This is a genomic window from Methylobacterium sp. AC832 (genome assembly GCF_979256025.1).
On the sequence record NZ_CEEDMV010000001.1, the window covers coordinates 1,228,962 to 1,247,467 of the forward strand.

Annotated in this window: 12 protein-coding genes; 9 read left to right on the forward strand and 3 right to left on the reverse strand. The window is 62.8% G+C overall.

Annotated features, from left to right (window positions below):
* Positions 1-71: 71 nt before the first annotated feature.
* Positions 72-3,101: an Rne/Rng family ribonuclease gene (locus tag AC0IXR_RS05745; protein WP_471760033.1), complete on the reverse strand. Its 3,030-nt coding sequence runs from the start codon at positions 3,099-3,101 to the stop codon at positions 72-74.
* Between the two features lie 738 nt (positions 3,102-3,839).
* Between AC0IXR_RS05745 and AC0IXR_RS05750 the strand changes: the two genes are divergently transcribed.
* Together AC0IXR_RS05750 and AC0IXR_RS05755 are read left to right on the forward strand one after the other, a co-directional pair.
* Positions 3,840-5,114 (forward strand): N-acetylmuramoyl-L-alanine amidase, encoded by a 1,275-nt coding sequence (locus tag AC0IXR_RS05750; protein WP_471760035.1) that lies wholly within the window; start codon positions 3,840-3,842, stop codon positions 5,112-5,114.
* Positions 5,115-5,288: 174 nt separating this feature from the next.
* A complete protein-coding gene (locus AC0IXR_RS05755; protein ID WP_207412408.1) occupies positions 5,289-7,709 on the forward strand; it encodes a penicillin-binding protein 1A in 2,421 nt (806 codons plus the stop codon).
* Positions 7,710-7,857: 148 nt separating this feature from the next.
* On the opposite strand, the gene AC0IXR_RS05760 is transcribed toward AC0IXR_RS05755, so the two are convergent.
* Together AC0IXR_RS05760 and AC0IXR_RS05765 are read right to left on the reverse strand one after the other, a co-directional pair.
* Positions 7,858-9,945, reverse strand: a complete 2,088-nt coding sequence (locus tag AC0IXR_RS05760; protein ID WP_471760037.1) for a TonB-dependent receptor family protein — start codon at positions 9,943-9,945, stop codon at positions 7,858-7,860.
* Positions 9,946-10,140: 195 nt separating this feature from the next.
* The gene (locus AC0IXR_RS05765; RefSeq protein WP_471760038.1) at positions 10,141-11,142 is read right to left on the reverse strand and encodes a DUF1775 domain-containing protein; all 1,002 of its coding nucleotides are present in this window, start codon (positions 11,140-11,142) and stop codon (positions 10,141-10,143) included.
* 676 nt (positions 11,143-11,818) lie between these two features.
* On the opposite strand from AC0IXR_RS05765, the gene AC0IXR_RS05770 reads away from it, so the two are divergent.
* From AC0IXR_RS05770 to nusB, 7 genes are all read left to right on the forward strand, one after another.
* Complete coding sequence (locus tag AC0IXR_RS05770) at positions 11,819-13,117, forward strand: L,D-transpeptidase family protein (RefSeq protein WP_471760040.1); 1,299 nt, start codon at positions 11,819-11,821, stop codon at positions 13,115-13,117.
* 430 nt (positions 13,118-13,547) lie between these two features.
* Positions 13,548-14,852, forward strand: coding sequence for a serine hydroxymethyltransferase (gene glyA, locus AC0IXR_RS05775; RefSeq protein WP_056429738.1), 1,305 nt, complete (start codon positions 13,548-13,550; stop codon positions 14,850-14,852).
* A gap of 110 nt (positions 14,853-14,962) precedes the next feature.
* Positions 14,963-15,535, forward strand: coding sequence for a transcriptional regulator NrdR (gene nrdR / locus AC0IXR_RS05780; protein WP_471760250.1), 573 nt, complete (start codon positions 14,963-14,965; stop codon positions 15,533-15,535).
* Positions 15,532-16,662, forward strand: coding sequence for a bifunctional diaminohydroxyphosphoribosylaminopyrimidine deaminase/5-amino-6-(5-phosphoribosylamino)uracil reductase RibD (gene ribD, locus AC0IXR_RS05785; protein WP_471760042.1), 1,131 nt, complete (start codon positions 15,532-15,534; stop codon positions 16,660-16,662). Before nrdR ends, ribD begins: the two co-directional genes overlap by 4 nt.
* Positions 16,663-17,298 (forward strand): riboflavin synthase, encoded by a 636-nt coding sequence (locus AC0IXR_RS05790; RefSeq protein ID WP_056429741.1) that lies wholly within the window; start codon positions 16,663-16,665, stop codon positions 17,296-17,298.
* 211 nt (positions 17,299-17,509) lie between these two features.
* Entirely contained in the window at positions 17,510-18,019 is a 510-nt protein-coding gene (gene ribH, locus AC0IXR_RS05795; RefSeq protein WP_056429743.1) for a 6,7-dimethyl-8-ribityllumazine synthase, read from the forward strand.
* A 7-nt stretch (positions 18,020-18,026) separates the two neighbouring features.
* Positions 18,027-18,506 carry a transcription antitermination factor NusB gene (gene nusB, locus AC0IXR_RS05800; protein WP_056429745.1) on the forward strand — a complete coding sequence of 160 codons (480 nt, stop codon included), beginning with the start codon at positions 18,027-18,029 and terminating at the stop codon, positions 18,504-18,506.

The following is an 18,506-nucleotide window of genomic DNA, read 5'->3' on the forward strand; positions in this document are numbered from 1 at the left end:
GCCGGAAATGAAATGGGCCGCATCCAGTTAGGATGCGGCCCATTTTGGTTCGCTCGGCGTCGGAGGTTGGATTATTCGCCTGTGAGCGCAGCCTTGGTCCGCGACCACCATCCGGCGCGCTTCGGACGATCGGGATCAATCGGCGTCAGCACCACCGCTACCGGCTCGGGAGCAGGAATTGGCGCCGGAGCCGGCTCAGGGGACAAGTCCGATGTAGACGTATCGTGAAGGTTGTCCGGGGCCTCGGGAGTCGCCGCCTCGATTGGCTTGAGCGAGGGTTCGTCAGCAATAGGCAGGTCCACCGAAACAGGTACGAGTGCCGCTTCCGATGCATCTGGCGGAAGATCGACCGAAACCGGAGTCCCCTCTTGGACGGGGTCTGAAGCGTTCCGCTCCTCATCGGCATCGTCGCGCGGGCGGCTCTCGTTACGATCCCGACCGCGTCCACCCCTGCGTCCGCGGCGACGCCGGCGGCCAGCGCCTTCGTCTTCTGACAGTTCGGAGCGGGGCGTCGTCTCGCTGTCCGGAGCATCCCCAACGACGATCTCGTCGGCCGCATTCTCGAGAGCCGTATTGTCCTGAGCCTCGCCGGCCTGATCGTCTGGATCTTGACTCTCTCCATCGGCGTCACCGTCACCGGAATGATCATCGCCGCTAGCGGAGTGCTCACCCGTCGATTCACCGGTCTCGTGACGACCGCCCCGACGGCGCCGACGGCGGCGGCGGCCACCGGAGCGCCCCTCGCCATTGCCGTCACTCGAATTCTCACGCGAACCGTCAACCTCGGACGCCTCAGCCTCGGCCTCGACGACGGTCTCTTCTTCCTCGTCGCCGTCGAAATCGTCGTCGGTATCCACCTGGGGCGAAATCGCCACGGCGCGTATACCGGTTGCGGGCCCCTCGCTTCGGATCGCCGGCTCACCTCGATCGAGCTGGAACGCGGACGTGGCGGCCAAGCGCTCGTCTGCAGCAATGGTAACGCTGACGCCGAAGCGGATCTCCAGCTCGCGCAGATGCGCGCGCTTCTGGTTGAGGATGTAGAGCGCCACCTCGGTACGGGTACGCAGGATAAGGTTGTGCGTCGTGCTCTTGAGGAGCGATTCCTCAATGGCGCGCAGGATTTGCAGGGCAACCGATGCCGTAGCCCGGACGTAGCCCGAACCGCCGCAATGGACACATGGGAGCGACGAACTCTCGAGCATGCCGGTGCGAATGCGCTGGCGGCTCATTTCAAGCAGACCGAACGGCGAGATCCGACCGACTTGGATACGGGCGCGATCGTTTTTCAGACAATCGTTCAGCTTCTTCTCGACAGCGCGGTTGTTGCGCTTCTCCTCCATGTCGATGAAGTCGATGACGACGAGGCCAGCGAGGTCGCGCAGACGGAGTTGGCGGGCGACTTCCTCGGCCGCCTCCAGATTGGTGCGGAGCGCCGTATCCTCAATGTCGTGCTCGCGGGTCGAACGGCCCGAATTCACGTCGATGGAGACGAGCGCCTCCGTCGGATTGATGACGAGGTAGCCGCCGGATTTGAGTGTGACATGGGTCGAGAACATCGCGTCGAGCTGTTGCTCGACACCGTGGCGCGCAAAGATCGGCGTCGCGTCCCGGTAGGGCTGCACCACCTTGGACTGGCCCGGCATCAGCATGCGCATGAAGTCGCGTGCTTCGCGGTAGGCCTCGTCGCCAGCCACAAGGATATCGTCGATATCCTTGTTATAGAGGTCGCGGATCGCGCGTTTGATCAGTGAGCCTTCCTCATAGACCAGAGCCGGCGCGGATGAGGACAGCGTCAATTCGCGAACGCTCTCCCAAAGGCGCATCAGATACTCGAAATCGCGCTTGATCTCGGGCTTGGTCCGAGACGCACCGGCGGTGCGAAGGATTACGCCCATGCCCTCCGGCACTTCGAGATCCTGAGCGACTTCCTTGAGGCGCTTACGGTCCGCTGCCGAAGTGATCTTGCGGGATATGCCGCCACCACGACCGGTATTGGGCATCAGCACCGAGTACCGACCCGCCAGCGACAAGTACGTGGTGAGCGCCGCGCCTTTGGTGCCGCGCTCTTCCTTGACGACCTGAACCAGGATGATCTGGCGACGCTTGATGACCTCCTGGATCTTATAATGACGGCGATAGGTGCGCGGCCGCTCGGGGATCTCGGCCAACGCGTCGCCGTTGCCACCTACCTGGGCGATCTTGTGCTCGCCATCCTCGCCTTCATGCTCGTCGTCCGAATCTTCGTCATCGGAGTCGTCCTCGTCGTCCGTATCATCGTCCTCATCCGATTCGTCTTCATCGGAATCGTCGTCCTCATCGGTCTCGTCTTCGGCAACCGAGGCATCCGGATGGGCTTCAGGCGACGGCTCTTCAACAGCATCCTCTGAGGGAGCCGTCCTCTCCAAGTTGAGGGCAGGGGCCTCGACGGGAGCAGCAGCCTCGCCTTCGAGGGATGCGGGTGGCAGGTCCGACGACGCGTCCGAACCGCGCTCGATGAAAGTGGCGTCAGGCGCGACGGGATCGGCTGAAGTGGCCTCGTCCTTCACAGACTCGTCGACGGCATTCTCCGAGGACACGACAGAATCAGGCGTCCCGACAGCCTCGGGCACAATGGGATGTTCACCCGATTCGTTGTTCTGCGGTGTGTGATCCTGCGGCGTCGCGTCGTCGGAAGAACGCGCCGCGACGGCCTCGGACACGTCCTCGACGCTCACCGTATCGCTGGTCTTGGCGGATGCGGCTTCAGCGCGGCGACCGCGCGAGCGCCGGCGTGGCTTGCGCTCCTCACGCTCGCGATGCTCCTCGGCGTCCCGCGCCTCGTCTTCCAACAGTGCCTGACGATCCGCGAGGGGGATCTGGTAATAGTCGGGATGAATCTCACTGAAGGCGAGGAAGCCGTGGCGGTTACCGCCATATTCGATGAACGCCGCCTGGAGCGATGGCTCCACTCGGGTCACCTTCGCGAGGTAGATATTGCCCCGAAGCTGCCGGCGGTTCGCCGCCTCGAAGTCGAACTCCTCAACCCGGGAACCATGCACCGTGACGACCCGGGTCTCTTCCGGGTGCATCGCATCGATGAGCATCTTGTTGTTGTTGGCCATGACGAACTTTCATGGCGGTCGACGTCGTCCTTCTGCAGCCGAATTGTCCCGGCGAAGCGCTGCCCGATCCCGGCCCATCGGCCGTCGAGGGGAGAGCACGCTTAGGCCCACAGAAGCGGGCCAAGGGGGCTTTAGGGAAGGGATTGCCGTCAACCGCCGCTAGGCGCCGGTGATCGGCGCGACTGGGGTTGAGCCTGGCCAAGGCCGACGGGGAACCGGCGCCACGCGAAACGCGTACGCTTTGAACACGAGCAACGGCAACCGATGCTGTGCGTCCGCCCATCCGCTCCCTGACCTCACGAATAATTTGAAGCCGAGCAATCGCCGGCCGCTGATTTCAAGAACGGCGCTTCGGCGAAACAATCGCCGCATGCACCGATACCCACCCGGATTGAAGTTACCGGCGAACTTGACGCGGAGAGCCGACTGCGAGGCGCCGCGGCGAAAGGCCATGACGCACCCGCGGGCCACGGTGACGACCGCACGGCACCCAGGAAGGGACATTACCATTACAGATCGTCGCGGGCGCTTGGCAAGCAGCAACGCAGCCGCCGTCTCAACTTTGCCGCCGTGGTCGGGTGCGCGGCATCCGGCTCGCACCTGTCGCCCCACGGCACCATCCTAGCCACTTTGCGAATCAGGGACGATAGGAACGGTTAACCATCCCGATCGTATCCCTTAACCAACGCTCGCGCTTCCGAAGGACCTTATGGTTCCAGGACAACGACTGCCGGACCGATGCTGCCTCTCGCTCGCCTGCTCCGTTCCGCATTGATTCTGTGTGTCGTCGCGGCGGCCGTTCCGGTCGTGGCCCAGGACGGTCTGCGAACCAGCCCAGCGGTATCCAGCCAACAATCGGCGGTCGCCATCGCCGCCGACCTTTCCGCTGGTTCGGGCGGCTCGACGAAGCTGACCCTGACATTGTCAAAGCCCACCGAAGCACGCGTCTTCGTTATGGAGCGGCCGGACCGGGCGGTCATCGACCTCGCGGAAGTGAACTTTCAGCTTGGACCGGAAACTGGACGCCGCCGCGAAGGCTTGGTTTCCTCGTTCCGCTACGGCCTGTTTGCGCCCGGACGCTCCCGCATCGTCGTCGATCTCGCGCAGCCAGCTACAGTCGGACGAATCGAGACGACGACACGTACGCGTGACGGCGCCATTCTGCTCACGGTCGAGTTCCAGAAAGCCGACCGCGACGCCTTCCGCCGTGCCGCCGTTTCCAACGACCCGTCTCCACCGAGCCGGAAGGAAGCCGTGGCGGAGCCCACCGATTCCCGACCACTCATCATGATCGATGCTGGCCATGGCGGAATCGATCCGGGCGCTATCGCCGCCAGCGGTGTTTTTGAAAAGGACATCGTCTTCGGCTTCGCCCAGGCTCTGGTTGGGAAGCTCGAAGCCTCCGGCCGTTACCGTGTCCGGATGACCAGAGATCGTGACGTGTTCGTGCCGCTGTCAGAGCGCGTGCGGATCGCCCGCGAGGCGAGCGCCGACCTCTTCGTCTCGATTCACGCCGATTCCATTTCCTCCGCGCCGCAGGTGCGTGGCGCCACCATCTATACCGGCTCCGAGAAAGCCACTGACGCCGAATCGGCCAAGCTCGCTGAGCGTGAGAACAAGGCGGATTCGACCGCCGGCACGGATTCCAGCGAAGGCCCCGGCCACATCGCCGACATCCTCCAGGAACTGACCCTGCGCGAGACGCGGACCTTCTCGTCGGGCTTCGCCAAAGGGCTGATGTCCTATCTCAGCCCCGTGATGGAGCTGAGCAACAAGCCTCATCGTGAGGCCGGCTTCGTGGTCCTACGCTCGCCCGACGTGCCTTCGGTGCTGGTTGAGCTCGGCTACCTGTCGAGCAAGCGCGACCTTGAGATGCTTCAATCCGAAGCTTGGCGCGCTGACGTCACCGGGGGCATGGCGAAGGCGATCGACGCGTTCTTTGCCAACCGCACTTCGCTGACCCGGCCTGTGCCGCCGCGCCGCTCTGCGGCAATCGCCCCAGTTTCACCATAGATACGGTGTGAAACCGGGGCTCACGGCGCCCCGGCCTCGGAACAGGCGTTCCACCGCCTCCGGTCGATCACGGGTCGTCGCGTCACTCTTGCCTTTCCGGGATAATCGAGGTCTCGGTCATCCTCGCCTCTCGGCCGGACCGGCAGCGGCAGATCATCGACGGACGGGACCCGGATGCGCTTCATCCTTCGTTTCTTCGGCTTCCTGTTCAGCATCGGTGCGATGCTGTTCGTACTGCTATCCGCAGCCGGGGCGTATTTTTACTACACCTACAGCCAGGACCTGCCCGACCACGCCGCGCTCGCCAATTACGAGCCGCCGGTGATGAGCCGCGTCCACGCGGCGGATGGCAGCCTGCTCGCCGAATATGCCAACGAGCGCCGTCTCTACCTACCGATCCAGGCGATGCCGAAGGTCGTGGTGGCGGCCTTCCTCTCGGCCGAGGACAAGAATTTCTATAAGCATGGCGGCATCGACCCCGAAGGTGTCGTTCGCGCAATTCTGACCAATGCCAAGAGCGGCAAAAAGCAGGGCGCCTCGACCATCACACAGCAGGTGGCGAAGAACTTCCTGCTCACCAACGAGCAGACCTTCGACCGCAAGATCAAGGAGGCGCTGATCGCGCTTCGGATCGAATCGACCTATTCGAAGGACAAGATCCTCGAACTCTATCTGAACGAAATCTTCCTCGGCACCATCGTGCCCGGTCGCAACCTACACGGGGTTGCCGCCGCGGCGCTCGATTATTTCGGCAAGTCCGTCCACGAACTGACCATCAACGAGGCCGCTTATCTCGCCGCTTTGCCGAAGGGCCCGAACAACTACCACCCCTACCGTCAGACCCAGAAGGCCCTCGACCGCCGCAACGAGATCATCGGCCTGATGGCCCAGAACGGGTACATCACCAAGGAAGAAGGTGAGGCTGCCCGCAAGATGCCGCTGGGCGTGAACCCGCGCGTGGCCTTTGCCAACGCGGCGAACGCCAACTACTTCACCGAAGAGGTCCGGCGAGAGATCACCGAGCGCTACGGCGAGAAGAAGCTGTATGAGGGTGGCCTCTCCGTACGCGCGACCCTCGATCCAAAGATGCAGGCCTGGGCGCGCAAGGCACTGGTGGACGGCCTTATCCGATACGACCAGTCGCATGGCTGGCGCGGTGCGCAGGCCAAGGTCGATCTCGTCGGTCGTGATTGGGGCCTCGCCGTAGCGGAAGTTCCGGGCCTTGGCGACGTGCAGCCATGGCGGCTTGCCGTCGTCCTGAGCACCACGGGCGGCGTCGCGCAGATCGGTCTTCAGCCCCGCCGCGAAGCCTCTGGCCAAGTCTCGAAGGAGCGCGAGACCGGAACAATCGCCGCTGACGGTACTCGTTGGACCGGTCGCTCACCCTCGGCCGCGCTGAACGCCGGTGATGTCATTTATGTCGAAGCTATAGACGGCGGTCGCGGACAATATCGCCTCCGTCAGCGCCCAGAAATCTCTGGTGCCATCGTCGCGATGGACCCGTTCACCGGGCGCGTCCACGCCATGGTCGGCGGCTTCTCCTATGACGAGAGCCAGTTCAACCGAGCGACACAGGCCCAGCGCCAGCCGGGCTCTTCGTTCAAGCCGATCGTCTACTCGGCGGCCCTGGACAATGGTTACACCCCGTCCTCGATCGTGCAGGATTCACCGATCACCATCGAGGCTGGACCAGGCCAGGAAGCGTGGTCGCCCTCGAACTATGACGGCAAGTCGGGTGGTCCGCACACGCTGCGCTACGGCATCGAGCATTCGAAGAACCTGATGACCGTGCGGCTGGCCAAGGATGTCGGCATGCCGCTCATCGCCGAATATGCCCGCCGCTTCGGCGTCTATGACGACATGCTCCCTGTCCTGCCGATGTCCCTTGGGGCCGGCGAGACCACGGTCATGCGTATGGTCACGGCCTATTCCATGCTGGCCAATGGTGGCCGCCGCATCCGTCCGACCTTGATCGACCGGATTCAGGACCGCGTCGGCGAGACCATCTATAAGCACGACAACCGTAAGTGCCTTGGCTGCGATGCCGAGAAGTGGTCCGGCCAGGATGAGCCCAAGCTCGTGGACGATTCGGAGCAGGTCCTCGATCCGCTGACGGCTTACCAGATGGTCTCCATCATGGAGGGTGTGGTCCAGCGCGGCACGGCGACGATCCTGAAACAGGTTGGGAAGCCCCTGGCCGGTAAGACCGGAACGACGAACGACGCCAAGGATGCGTGGTTCGTGGGCTTCTCGCCGGATCTCGCGGTCGGTGTCTATCTCGGCTTCGACAAGCCTCGCTCACTCGGCGACCGGGCCACCGGCGGCGGGTTGTCGGCGCCCATCGCGCTCGACTTCCTCAAGCAGGCTCTCAAAGACAAGCCACCGACCCCCTTCCGCGTGCCTCCGGGGATCAAGCTGATCCGCGTCAATGTCGCCTCCGGCATGCGCGCCGGCTCGGGCGAGGGTTCAGGTACGATCCTCGAAGCCTTCAAGCCGGGCACTGCCCCGCCGGACGCTTATGTGGCGGCACCTTCCGCGCCCGCTGCAGCGCCTGCGGATGCAGACCGTGCGGCGCAGGCAGGCGGATTGTATTAGGCTGCCTCTCTCCCTTCCCGGACACCCGACGCTCGGGCGAGCGGTGGTCCGGGAAGTGTCGCCATAACGGCGCCGGTCGATCGAAGAAAAGTGCCGATATCAAACGCCCTTCTGCTGGCGTGAATAGGCGGCTTCATTCGACCTGCCGTCAAAACGAGGCGCGGATCCCCCCGAATACGCTGCGGCCGGTGCCGGGATAGAACGCGATCGGATTGCCGCCCATCGCGGCCGCGTCGTTCAACACCGAAATGTCAGAGACATATCGGATATCCCCCAGGTTTCTCGCATCCAGGAACAGCGAAACTCCGTTGGCAAAGTCAAAACCGGCCTGGACGTTGACGAGGGTGTAGCCGGGCACCTGAAGGGTGTTGGCATGATCCGCGAAAGCTCCGCGCGGTACCCAATCGACTGATGGGCTCAGGTGAAAACCGCTCGGATGGGTGTAGGTCACGACGCTCCGCAACACGTCCTGCGGGATTCCGGCGATGCGGTTGTCTCCGAATTGTGGGTCGCTTACGAAGCGAAAGTCGTTATGCGTCCAGATCTGCGAAGCCGAGATACGGTCGCCACTGCCGGTGACGTCGCGAACGAGGTCGAGGGTCATTGCCGCCTCGACACCCTGGTGGATCGTACGCGGTGAATTGAACGTAGCTGCCGGAATGTTCAGTCCCGGATTGACGCTGAAATTGACTAGCTCATCCCGAACTTCCGACCGATAGAGCGTCACGTCCCAGGCAATCCCATCGAGCCGGCCGCGCGTGCCTGCTTCGTAAGTCCAGGCGCGTTGAGCCTGAAGCGGCACGAACTGCGTCGTTACCCCGATGGTCTGGGTCAGATCAGTGAAGTCGGGCACATCGCGTGAACGTGTGATGTCGGCGAAGACCTGGACATCCGGCACAGGCTGCCAGATCACACCAAGTTTCGGGTTGACGCCCTGATAGGTCTGGTTGTCAAATTTGGCGCCGGAGTTCGAGCTGAAGCCGCCCTTGTCACTATAGGTCCGGTTCGACGAGAAGGCCTTCGCGCCCGTCATCAGCGCGACATCAGGCAGGAACCAGAAGCGGTTCTCACCGTAAGCCTCGTAATTCGATGAACTTTGCAGCGCATTCAGAGTCTGCGCGCCCCGCTGACCGGCAAGATTGGTGAAGCGAAGCGACGAGTTCTGCCCGGCAAACGCGCGCAGACCCAGTATCGTGTCGTTGCGGTAGCCGGCGATGTCGAAGGTGCCGGCCCAGTGAGGTGAGATACCGTATGTCCAGCCATCCTCGTCGATGACCTGAAAGATCGGATGGTAGAGCGACTTGTGGATCGCCCAGGTATCGATATCGAGCTTGCCGACGTCGAGGGCAAACGAGGTTCGGTTGGCGACGCGCTCAGTCTCCACCTTCCGGGACTGATTGCCCGCGATGGCGCCAGGATTCGCGATGGTCGGATTTTTCAGACTGTTGAACAGGCTCAGGGTGCCGGGGAGCTTCTGGTCTGTAAGGTAAACTCCAACATAGAATCTCGTTTCGACACCGGGGGCTAGCTGATAGCCGAGATTGGCGTTGAAGTTCTGCGTCCGCTGGGCCTCGTGATCCCGAAACCCATCAGCATTGGTGATCGTACCACTGATGAGGAAATCGGCTGGTCCTGATAAACGCGAGAACTGGAAATGCTCGCGGATCGTACCAAAGCTGCCGCCATCGACGCGCACGACGTTTGGCGCAAGGGCGGTCTGCGCCGTCGGTGTCACGAAGTTGATCGCCCCGCCGAGCGTCGTGGCGCCGTAGGTCAAGGCGTTGCCGCCTTTGTAGACCTCGACGGAGCGCAGGGCGAGGGGATCGATCTGGTAGAAATCACCGCTTCCATCGGCGGCATTCACCGGAAATCCGTCCTGAAGCAGCTCGATGCCGCGGAGGTGAAAACCGCGCGAGATGCCCGATCCGCGCAGGGAAAGGCGCATTTCCTGACCATAACGCTGCTGCACAAAGACACCGGGCGTATCTTTGAGAACATCGCGTAGCGTGTTGGCATAGCGGTTCTGAAAATCCTTGGCATCGACGAAGGCAACGGACCCGACGGTGGCATTCACCGTAGCGCGTTGCGCCGCGATGCTCGGCACCGTGAGGGAGCCGGCCGAAGCGCCTTGAACGCTAAGTTCGGGTAGTTCGGTACTGGCCACTTCTTGGGCGAGGGCCGATGTCGAGGACAGAAGTAGGAAGGCGAGCGCACTTCCCAAGTAGGAATTCTGCATGGAAGTAGGCTCCGGACCCCGCGCCCTTAATCACTCCACGCGGTCAGCGCGGAGGAGCAGCGGATCCTGAAAGAGAAAGAGATGGGATCGCCCTTAGCCCAGGCGATCACGCGGCAGCGGAAAGCCTGGGATCAAATCCAGTATCGATGCTTCAGCACGTTTCCCCAGGGGAAACCCATTCGTCGACGTGATTCGTCAGTGCTGATGATGTCCGGCCGCGGGTTCGGTCGCAGCAGGCGCATTAGGGGCCTTGGCGCCGATGGGAGCGACGGCGAAGGTGACTCGCACCTCACCCGTGCGCTGAAAGCCCAGTGTTCCGGAAACCGGTTCACCGACCTTCAGCGACGCACTCAGCCCTTCGAACATCAAGTGGAAGCCGCCGGGCTTGAGCTCCACGGTTTCGCCGGGCTTGATGACGAGGCCGCCATCCACCGCGGCCATCTTCATCACTCCGCCATCCATGGTCATGGAATGGATTGAACCGGTGCTAGCCAACGGAATGGAGGCGGAGATCAGCGTGTCCGGGCGCGTTCCGGTGTTCGTGATCCGGACGTAGCCGCCAGCAACCGTAGCGCCACCGGGAGTGGCACGCATCCACGGTGTATCGATGACGAGATCACCGGCCTGGATGGTGTTCGCAGGGGAGGACGCAGCGCTCGACGACGATTTAGTGCGCGCGGCAACGATGGTCACGCCGGGAGCGGGAGACTGCAACGAGTGAGCGTTCTGGCCCAGTGCGGGAATCTCGCTCCAGCGATACGCGCCCTTCACGCAATCCTGCTCCACAGGAAAATACACGGTCGCACCGGGGGCGAATGTATCCGTGACACGGGCGAGGAACGTAAACTCGTCGACCTGATCGTCGGGCAGTTCTCCTCCGCTCCAGGTTATGGTTTTCACGCCTTCTGAAATATCGCCGTGGTAATATGGATAGGCCTTGGCATAGGGAGCTTTTTCTAAGGACAGGGTCCAGCCGGGCTTCGGCATCGGTTTGGCACCGATGACGCCCTCTGGAATGGTCACGCTCACGCGTTTCGTCGGCGTGCCTTCGCAGCCATGGGTGATCTGAATGACGCCCCGATAAGTGGCGTTCGGGCTAGCCTCCTTCCGCTCGAGCGTGGCGTGAGAGAAAGCGACATTGGTCGAGACGGTGAGGAGAAGGGTCGCGGCAAGTTCTGCCCGCACTATCCGTTTCATGATGGCTGTCCGTGTCTGAAGGGATCGAGATTTCGGATCACTTCAGACGATAGGAGGACCACGCGGTTGAGGAATGGTGCCAGGGGGACCGCGCCCACCGGGTCGGGCCTCACTAAGCCATGTCAGGCGGATGCCCGCCGAGAGCGGCCAGACCGTCTGGCTCGAGACGAGCCCAATCACTGTCGCCACTGCAACGGCGGACGCGGACGTACAGCAGAAGTCGTGTTTGCCGTGCCCGGACTTCACCGGGCTCTGATCGGTATCCATCCCATCGGTCAGACTCGAGCAGAGCGGACCGACATGGCCGAGGGAGGGCAATGGCATCAGGGTGCCAAGGAAGACCTGAAGAACCAACGCGTAGAGCGCGATCACAGCAGTGATCGCGCGCAAGCCGCCAGCCCCTGAATCTCGCGACATCATCCTTCAGCGCTTAGCGCAACGGACATAATCCCGCCATCTCTTTCACAATCGGACGAGCCGTCATGTTGCATGTGCGCTGCAGTACAGCACAGCCTGTGATTTATCGCGGCCGCGCCACAATCTAGCCCGGACGGCATGACTTCTTAACCGTGCCCCGACACGTTCGCGGCACAGGACTTTCGGTGGTCGGTATCCACCCCAACCATGCCCCGACGGCCTCGTGCCGCTTCACAGGTCAGATTAGAGTTTCCGTCCGATGCTGAAACAGGCTCCCATCGCCCGCTCGCTGGGCTTCGCGCTTCTCGCCAGCGCCGCCGCCTTCGTCCAAACGGCCACTGCGCGCGAAGCGGCCGGCTTCGCTCAGGCGGAGTGGGCCCAGGATTATGCCTCGCCTGCAACGATGCAGGTGCAGCGTTCCTCGACACCGATTCTTTCTCCGCAGACGATGGCGGCGACTGAGCAGATGGTCGAACGCTACAAGGACATCGTCGCACGCGGCGGTTGGCGCCCGGTCTCCGGCGCGGATCGCCTGCGCGTCGGCGCCAAGGGTCCAGCTGTGGCGGCTCTGCGCGCTCGTCTCGCCGTGACCGGCGACATCGACTCGGCGTCGGGCAGCTCGGGTGTCTACGATTCCTACGTCGCCGCTGCGGTGAAGCGCTTCCAGGCCCGTCACGGTCTGAGCCAGACCGGTTCCATGAGCATCGCCACCCAGCAGGCTATGAACGTCTCGGCCGATATCCGCCTGAAGCAGCTCGAGGTGAACGCCGTCCGCCTGCGCTCCTACGCGGGCAATCTCGGCAATCGCTTCGTCATCACCAACATTCCCGCCGCCCTGGTCCAGACGGTAGAGAATGGCCAAGTCGTGACCTTGCACGCCGCCGGCGTCGGCAAGATCGACCGTCAGTCGCCGATCATGAATACCAAGGCGACGCAGATCAATTTCAACCCCTTCTGGACGGTTCCGGCTTCCATCGTGAAGAAGGACCTCATCCCCAAGATGCAGAAGGATCCGAATTACCTCACCGAGAATAAGATCCGCATCTTCACTGGGGACACCGAGATTTCACCGGCCTCGGTAAACTGGAACTCGGACGAGGGTACGCGCTATCGCTACCGTCAGGACTCGGGCGCCGATTTCAACTCGATGGGAATCGTCCGCATCAATATCCCGAACCCGCACGGCGTGTTCATGCACGACACGAATTCGAAGGGTGTGTACGGAGACGATTTCCGATTCATCTCCTCCGGATGTGTTCGCGTGCAGAATGTGCGCGAGTACATCACCTGGCTTCTCAAAGACACGCCCGGTTGGGGCCGCGACCAAGTGGAACAGGCGATCGAGAGCGGCAAGCGCGTCGACGCGACTCTGAGCAGCCCGGTTCCGGTCTACTGGACCTACATCACGGCCTGGGCGACCCCAGACGGTCTCGTCCAGTTCCGCGACGACATCTACAAGCGCGACGGTGTCAATGTGCCTTCAACCTTGTCTGGGCCGACTCCGGTCGCCAGCGCTGAGCAAGTTCAGACCTTCGAACCGGGTGACGAAGAGAACTGATCACTTCACTTATGTGCGCGAAAGCCGGTGGCGGGATTCGAGAGCGAATCCCGCCTCTTTGGTCTTGATATACGATCGCAGGTCTTGAAAAACAGATCGCCTCGAGAAAGCTTGGTTCGCCGCCATGGTATGACGCGGCTCCTGCTCGCCCCTTAGTCGCGAGACGCCGACAGCTTTCGAGCGCGACACATGCATGCAAGCGTCGCGACATAGGGTCGCCAAACTCTCGATCGGCGCGGCCAGTATCCCGCGGATGTCATTGGCGCACCGACAAATACAGGATGCACCGAATTTTTTTTGCCCGGGGCTACAAATTAGCTGTGCTTGGCCTCGCCCCGCGGCACGTGTAGTAAATCACGCTTCGAGCGACCGCCCGCCCTACGCCAGCGGATAACGGACGCCCTCGCCCGTTCAACAATCGAGGCTTTCCATGAGCGCCGGTACTGCAAGCGACAAGCATTTTTCGAATTCCTTCTTCAGCGCATCCTTGGCCGATGCAGATCCGGAAGTCGCGAAGGCGGTGGGCCAGGAACTCGGTCGGCAGCAGCACGAGATCGAACTGATCGCGTCGGAGAACATCGTCTCCCGTGCGGTCCTGGAAGCCCAGGGCTCGGTCCTCACCAACAAGTATGCGGAAGGCTATCCCGGCCGTCGCTATTATGGTGGTTGCGAGTTCGTCGACATCGCTGAGAACCTTGCAATCGAGCGCGCTAAGCGCTTGTTCGATTGCGGATTCGCAAACGTTCAGCCGAATTCCGGGAGTCAGGCGAACCAAGGCGTGTTCATGGCTCTTATGCAGCCGGGTGACACCTTCCTGGGCCTCGACCTCGCTGCTGGCGGCCACTTGACCCACGGCGCCCCGCCGAATGTGTCCGGCAAATGGTTCAAGCCCGTCTCCTACACCGTGCGTCGCGACGACCAGCGCATCGACATGGAACAGGTTGAGCGTCTGGCCCATGAACATAAGCCCAAGGTCATCATCGCTGGCGGCTCGGGCTACCCGCGTCATTGGGACTTTGCCAAGTTCCGCGAGATCGCCGATGCGGTCGGAGCCTATTTCTTCGTGGACATGGCCCATTTCGCGGGTCTCGTCGCGGCCGGTGTCCACCCGTCGCCGTTCCCACACGCCCATGTCGCCACCACGACGACCCACAAGACACTCCGCGGCCCGCGCGGCGGAATGATCCTGACGAACGACGAGGCGCTCGCCAAGAAGTTCAATTCCGCGATCTTCCCCGGCCTGCAGGGCGGACCGCTCATGCACGTCATCGCCGGCAAGGCCGTGGCCTTCGGTGAGGCACTGAAGCCCGAGTTCAAGATCTACGCCAAGCAGGTGATCGAGAACGCCAAGGCGCTCGCCGATACCCTCATTTCCGGCGGCTACGACATCACGTCCGGTGGGACCGACAACCACCTCATGCTGGTGGACCTTCAGAAGAAGGGCCTGACCGGCAAGGCGGCGGAAGCCGCACTCAGCCGCGCCCACATCACCTGCAACAAGAACGGCGTGCCCTTCGATCCGGCCAAGCCGACGATCACGTCGGGCATCCGCCTCGGCACACCTGCCGGCACCTCGCGCGGCTTCGGCGTCGCGGAGTTCAAGCAGATCGGCGCCCTCATCATTGAGGTACTCGACGGTCTGGTGGCCAAAGGTGAAGGCGGAGATCCGGCGATCGAGGCCGCGGTGAAGGACAAGGTCCACGCCCTCACGCACCGCTTCCCGATCTACGGCTGAAGCCTCCGTCTGCGGGTGCCCCCGCAGACGACCTCATGATAGAGACGGCCGCGGATCGCCATATCCGCGGCCGTTCTCATTTTTTCACCAACCATGCAGGTATCCGCCCGATGCGGTGTCCCTATTGCGGCGGTCCCGACACCCAGGTGAAGGATTCGCGTCCCAGCGATGATTCGGCGGCGATCCGCCGACGGCGGGTCTGCCCGGACTGCGGCGGCCGCTTCACCACTTTCGAGCGGGTACAGTTGCGGGAGCTGACGGTGCTCAAGCGCTCGGGTAAGCGCGTACCGTTTGATCGCGATAAGCTTCAACGCTCTATCGACGTGGCCGTCCGCAAACGGCCGGTGGATCCGGAACGGATCGAACGTCTGGTCAGTGGGATCACCCGCCAACTCGAAAGCGGCGGCGAGGCTGAGATTGCCAGCGAGGCCATCGGTGAATTGGTGATGGAGGGGCTAAAGGGCCTAGACGACGTGGCCTATGTCCGCTTCGCCTCAGTTTACAAGAACTTCCGAGAGGCGAGCGACTTCAAAGTGTTGCTCGGAACCCTCGGTGATACTCCCGATATCACGAGGCTACGAGACGATGGAATGAGCGACCAACACGCTCTCCATGAAGTCTTGCCCGGTGGTAGCCCGCCGGCCAAACCGCCTGCGAAGCGCCAAACGCGAGGGCGGTCATGAACGATTATCAGACAGCCAGCACGGATGATCGTCGCTTCATACGCTTGGCTCTGGCGATCGGCAGGCGCAATCTCGGGCGGACCTGGCCTAATCCGTCTGTCGGCGCGGTGGTGGTCGCGGGTGAGAGGGGCAGGGAGCGCATTATAGGGCAGGGCATAACGGCACCGGGAGGACGTCCCCATGCGGAGCCTCTTGCTCTCGCGATGGCCGGAGAGCGCGCGCGCGGCGCGACTCTCTACGTCACACTCGAGCCCTGCTCTCACCACGGGGCCACCCCCCCTTGTGTCGACGCTATCATCGCTTCGGGAATCACTCGAGTCGTCACTGCGATCGCAGACCCGGATCCGCGCGTGGCGGGGAGGGGCCATGCCCGCCTCGCCCAGGCCGGTATCGCCGTGACACAGGATGTACTCTGCGACGAGGCCGCGAGGGATCATCGCGGACACGTCACGCGCGTGACGAAGAAACGTCCCAGCCTACATCTCAAGCTTGCCCGTACCCTGGACGGATTTGCGGCTGGCGCGCCTGATGAGCGCCTTCGCATCACGGGCCCCATTGCCGATGGCGCGGTCCATCTCTGGCGCGCTCATGCCGACGCAATTCTCGTAGGGATTGGAACGGCGCGGGCTGACGACCCGTCGCTGACGGTGCGATTACCTGGTCTCTCGCAACGATCGCCGCTGCGCATCATCCTCGATTCGACACTTCGTCTCTCGCCGGCCTCTCACCTCGTGCGAAGCGCACGGGACATCCCGACTCTTGTGGTGACGACACGATCGGCTCCCATTCACGCCAAGCGGATGCTCGTCTCTTTTGGGGTCGAAACGATCCAGGTCGAGGCCTGCTCACATGGTCGGATCGACCTGTGTGCCGCGCTCTCACAACTGGCCGAGCGTGGAGTGACGCGGATCTGCTGCGAAGGTGGTCCCCACCTCGCCGATTCTCTTGCAGCCGCAGATCTGGTGGATGTCTGCACACTCGTGACTGGCCCTCGTGCCATCGGCGGGGGAGGCCTTCCGGCAGTCGGCGATGCGTTGACGGCGCGCCTCCAAGAGCCCGAATTCAGCATTACCGAAACTCGCGCTTTCGGACCGGACCAGTGTGTTACCTACGAACGGAGCGTCTAGATGTTCACTGGCTTGGTAAGCGATGTGGGATCGGTCCTCAGTGTCGAGGGTGATGAGCGTCTGCGCCGAATCCGCATCCGGTCCTCCTACAATCCCGCAACTATCGCCCTCGGTGCATCCATCGCGTGTTCCGGTCCCTGCCTCACCGTGGTGGCGATCGAGCGCGAGGCCAAGGGCTGTATCTTTGCCATTGACGCCGCGGCCGAAACTTTAGCGCGGACGACCGTTGGCGGCTGGGCTGAAGGTACGCGCCTCAACCTCGAACGTTCGTTGAAGATCGGGGATGAACTCGGCGGCCATCTTGTGACCGGGCATGTGGACGGCGTCACCGAGATCGTCGCTCGCGAGAGCGTGACGGGTGGGACCGGCGATCCGCAATGGGCACCAAGCGACCGATTCGTGTTGCGTGCGCCATCATCCGTATCGCGCTTCATTGCAGAGAAGGGTTCGATCTGCCTCGACGGAACGTCACTCACGGTCAACTCTGTGGATGGCGACCTCTTCTCGGTCCTGCTCATTCCGCACACCCTGGCGGTTACGACCTGGGGTGACCGGCGAACCGGCCACAAGCTCAATCTAGAGGTCGACCTGATCGCTCGCTATGCTGCCCGCCTATTCGAGAATCGTGCCTCCTGACGCGCTATCTTGTGATACGCCACCCTTCAGTCTATCGCTCGCCCACCGCGAACGACACGTCGCCGGTCCGCGTCTCAGGCGTCATCGGTCGCAAGATTTCGAACCGGGTCGACCCGGTCATACTGGGTGGCGACGCCGACGATCCGCGCTAACGGCTCATTCGTCACATCCGTGCCGATCTTGCCCTTCGCCACTACAGACAAGGCCTACGATGGTTTCGCCCTCACCCGCCGCCCGGCCGGCAACGCCTACGAACGTGAAGGGCGCGCGCGTCCTCGTGGTAGAAGCGCGATATTACGACGACATTTCCGATGAGCTTCTTGCCGGAGCACAGGGTGCCCTCGACGCAGCGGAGGCCGAGGGCATCGTGGTGACGGTGCCAGGTGCCCTCGAGATCCCAGCCGCCATTGCCATTCTGGTGGAGGAGGCCGCCCGTGCAGGTCAGCCCTATGACGCTGCCGTTGCCTTGGGCTGCGTCATCCGTGGCGAGACCGGCCATTACGACATCGTAGCGACTGAGAGCGCGCGGGCTCTCATGGACTTGTCCGTGGTGGGTCGCCTTCCCCTCGGAAACGGCATTCTGACGGTGGAAACGATGGAGCAGGCGCTTGCCCGCGCCCGCGTTTCCGACCTGAACAAGGGTGCGGGTGCCGCGGAGGCAGCCCTCGCCGTCCTGGCGCTCAAACGTGCCGCGGCTGCCGCGCCCGTGGGAGAGGATTGAGAACCCCATGGCCAAGACGATCGAGCGCAGCGGCGCACGCCTCACCGTGGTTCAAGCGCTGTATGAGATGGAAATCTCCGACAAGGGCGTCATCGAAGCACTTGCCGAGTTCGAGGCGTATTGGATCGGCCGCGACGTCGACGGCGTCGAACAGCCCCCCGCCGAAATCTCATTCTTCCGCGATCTCTTGCGTGGTGTCGTCGAGGAGCAGCGTGCGATCGATCCGCAATTGGACAAGGCATTGTCGAGCGGCTGGCCGCTGAAGCGCATCGAAGCAGTTTTGCGCGCTATCCTGCGCGCTGGGGCCTACGAACTCATGTTCCGCAAGGATGTGCCAGCTCGCGCTGCGATCTCAGAGTATGTCGACGTCGCCCATAGCTTTTATGCCGGCGACGAGCCCGGCATGGTCAACGCGGTCCTCGATAAGGTAGCCCGTGAGGTTCGCGGATCGGAATTCGCCGGGCTCCCCGGCTCCGGGCGCGCTTGA

Coding starts and splice junctions, on each gene's coding strand:
- AC0IXR_RS05745 (WP_471760033.1), bottom strand. CDS start 3,101: ATGGCCAACAACAACAAGATGCTCATCGATGCGATGCACCCGGAAGAG.
- AC0IXR_RS05750 (WP_471760035.1), top strand. CDS start 3,840: ATGCTGCCTCTCGCTCGCCTGCTCCGTTCCGCATTGATTCTGTGTGTC.
- AC0IXR_RS05755 (WP_207412408.1), top strand. CDS start 5,289: ATGCGCTTCATCCTTCGTTTCTTCGGCTTCCTGTTCAGCATCGGTGCG.
- AC0IXR_RS05760 (WP_471760037.1), bottom strand. CDS start 9,945: ATGCAGAATTCCTACTTGGGAAGTGCGCTCGCCTTCCTACTTCTGTCC.
- AC0IXR_RS05765 (WP_471760038.1), bottom strand. CDS start 11,142: ATGAAACGGATAGTGCGGGCAGAACTTGCCGCGACCCTTCTCCTCACC.
- AC0IXR_RS05770 (WP_471760040.1), top strand. CDS start 11,819: ATGCTGAAACAGGCTCCCATCGCCCGCTCGCTGGGCTTCGCGCTTCTC.
- glyA (WP_056429738.1), top strand. CDS start 13,548: ATGAGCGCCGGTACTGCAAGCGACAAGCATTTTTCGAATTCCTTCTTC.
- nrdR (WP_471760250.1), top strand. CDS start 14,963: ATGCGGTGTCCCTATTGCGGCGGTCCCGACACCCAGGTGAAGGATTCG.
- ribD (WP_471760042.1), top strand. CDS start 15,532: ATGAACGATTATCAGACAGCCAGCACGGATGATCGTCGCTTCATACGC.
- AC0IXR_RS05790 (WP_056429741.1), top strand. CDS start 16,663: ATGTTCACTGGCTTGGTAAGCGATGTGGGATCGGTCCTCAGTGTCGAG.
- ribH (WP_056429743.1), top strand. CDS start 17,510: ATGGTTTCGCCCTCACCCGCCGCCCGGCCGGCAACGCCTACGAACGTG.
- nusB (WP_056429745.1), top strand. CDS start 18,027: ATGGCCAAGACGATCGAGCGCAGCGGCGCACGCCTCACCGTGGTTCAA.